2 protein-coding genes are annotated in these 2,212 nt (G+C 70.7%); both read left to right on the top strand.

What is annotated here, in order from left to right; translation table 11 throughout:
• The first annotated feature begins 83 nt into the window (after nt 1-83).
• Nucleotides 84-809 carry an ABC transporter ATP-binding protein gene (locus H0W38_RS21330; protein WP_292457981.1) on the top strand — a complete coding sequence of 242 codons (726 nt, stop codon included), beginning with the start codon at nt 84-86 and terminating at the stop codon, nt 807-809.
• Nucleotides 806-2,038 carry an ABC transporter permease gene (locus H0W38_RS21325; RefSeq protein ID WP_292457978.1) on the top strand — a complete coding sequence of 411 codons (1,233 nt, stop codon included), beginning with the start codon at nt 806-808 and terminating at the stop codon, nt 2,036-2,038. The genes H0W38_RS21330 and H0W38_RS21325 overlap by 4 nt, the downstream gene beginning before the upstream one ends.
• The last annotated feature ends 174 nt before the right edge of the window (nt 2,039-2,212 follow it).

The following is a 2,212-nucleotide window of genomic DNA, read 5'->3' as shown; positions in this document are numbered from 1 at the left end:
GCGTGGAGGGCGCGGGCACCGGCTCGGCGCCTGCGCGACGCGGCCCGCGCGGGCCGTTCTGATCCGGGCACAAGGGCTGGCCGATGGCGCTCATCGAGGCGCGTGACCTCGTCAAGACCTACCGCAGCGGCAGCGCCGCGGGCGAGGTGCATGCGCTGCGCGGTGTGTCGCTCGACATCGACGCCGGCGAGTTCGTCGCCATCATGGGCGCTTCGGGGTCGGGCAAGAGCACGCTGATGAACCTGCTCGGCTGCCTCGACCAGCCCACGAGCGGCAGCCTGCGCCTGGACGGCGAGCCGGTCGATGGCTTGTCGGGCGACGCGCTGGCCGCCCTGCGCAACCGCCGCATCGGCTTCGTGTTCCAGCAGTTCAATCTGCTGCCCCGCACCTCGGCGCGCGAAAACGTCGAGCTGCCGCTGGTTTATGCCGGCGTGGCGGCCCGGGAGCGCCAAGCGCGCGCACTCGACTGCCTGCGCGAGGTCGGCCTTCAGGAGCGCGCCGGCCACACGCCCGCCGAGCTGTCGGGCGGCCAGCAGCAGCGCGTGGCGATTGCCCGTGCGCTGGTCAACCGGCCGCAGCTGATCCTGGCCGACGAGCCCACAGGCGCGCTCGACAGCGCCACCTCGGAAGAAGTGATGCGGCTGCTCGCGGGCTTGAACGAGAGCGGCATCACCGTGATCCTGGTGACGCACGAGGCCGACATCGCCGCCTGGGCGCGAAGGCGGATCGTGTTTCGCGATGGGAGAGTGGTGGAGGATGCGCGGCAGCCAGCGTCGCCGTATGCGCCGGCACCGAGGCAGCCGGCATGAACGCCTTCGCCGCCCTGCGCTCCGCCTGGCGCGCCCTCACCGCCAACCCGATGCGCAGCGTGCTCACCATGCTCGGCGTGATGATCGGCGTGGCCGCGGTGATCACCACGCTGGCCATCGGCAACGGCGCGCAGCAGCGCATTGCCGAGCAGATCAAGGCGCTGGGCAGCAACCTGATGCTGGTGCTGCCCGGCGCGGTGTCGGCGTCGGGCCTGCGGCTGGGCGCTTCCAGCGGCCAGCGGCTGACCGAGGCCGACGCGCAGGCGATCGCCGCGGAGATTCCCGAAGTCATGGTGGCGGCGCCCTCGCTGCATGGCACGGTGCAGGTGGTGTCGGGCAACGTCAACTGGGCCACGCGCGCCGTCGGAACGACGCCCGACTATCTGGTCTCGCGCAACTGGCCGCTGGCGAAGGGGCGCGATTTCGATGCCGCCGAGCTGGCCGGCTCGGGCAAGGTGGTGATCCTCGGCGATACGGTGGCGCGCGAACTGTTCGGCGCCGAAGATCCGCTCGACCGCGTGATCCGCGTGCGGCAAGTCCCGCTCACCGTGATCGGCGTGCTGTCCCGCAAAGGCCAGAACGCCCAGGGCGAAGACCAGGACGACACGCTGATGATGCCGATCTCGACCTTCCGCAATCGCATCAACAGCTGGCTGGGCGGGCCGGTCAAGCGGGTGTACGTCGTCAGCGTCAAGGTGCACGAAGGCATGAGCATGGCGGCGGCCGAGGCCGGCATCCGTTCGCTGATGCGCCAGCGCCACCGGCTGGAGCCCGGCAAAGACGACGATTTCAACGTGCGCAACCTCACCGAAGTGATGCAGGCGCAGGAGGAAACCGGCCGTGTGCTGGCCCTGCTGCTCGCGGCGGTGGCCGGCGTGAGCCTGCTGGTCGGCGGCATCGGCATCATGAACATCATGCTGGTCAGCGTGACCGAGCGCACCCGCGAGATCGGCCTGCGCCGGGCCGTCGGTGCGAGAAGCCGCGACATCCTGGCGCAGTTCCTGATCGAGGCGGTGAGCCTGTCGCTGGCGGGCGGCGCGATCGGCGTGCTGCTCGGCGCCGGAGTGACAGCTGCCGTGGCGGCGTTTGCCGGCTGGCAGGTCGTGATGAGCGCAAGCGCCATCGTGCTTGCGGTCGGCTTTTCGGCCGCGGTGGGTGTGTTCTTCGGTTTTTATCCGGCGCGGCGCGCTGCTGCGCTGCTGCCCATCGAGGCGCTGCGGCACGAGTGAGGCGTTCGCCACCGCGGCGGCGGCGCATAGGGCAGGTGGGGGGCAGGGCGCCTGTCGAATTTACGGCAAGCGTCGACTGCGACGGACCAAGCTGGCACACAAAAGGGGCGCCCCTGAGCCAGCCCGCGACCCCTCCATGCCTTCGCACCCTTGCGCATCCTCTGCGCCTGCGAG

Source organism: Methylibium sp. (assembly GCF_013817365.1).
Taxonomy (GTDB): Bacteria; Pseudomonadota; Gammaproteobacteria; order Burkholderiales; family Burkholderiaceae_C; genus Methylibium.
Note: the sequence above shows the minus strand (reverse complement) of the source record. Positions and strands in the feature narration are given on the sequence as shown.

Coding starts and splice junctions, on each gene's coding strand:
- H0W38_RS21325 (WP_292457978.1), top strand. CDS start 806: ATGAACGCCTTCGCCGCCCTGCGCTCCGCCTGGCGCGCCCTCACCGCC.
- H0W38_RS21330 (WP_292457981.1), top strand. CDS start 84: ATGGCGCTCATCGAGGCGCGTGACCTCGTCAAGACCTACCGCAGCGGC.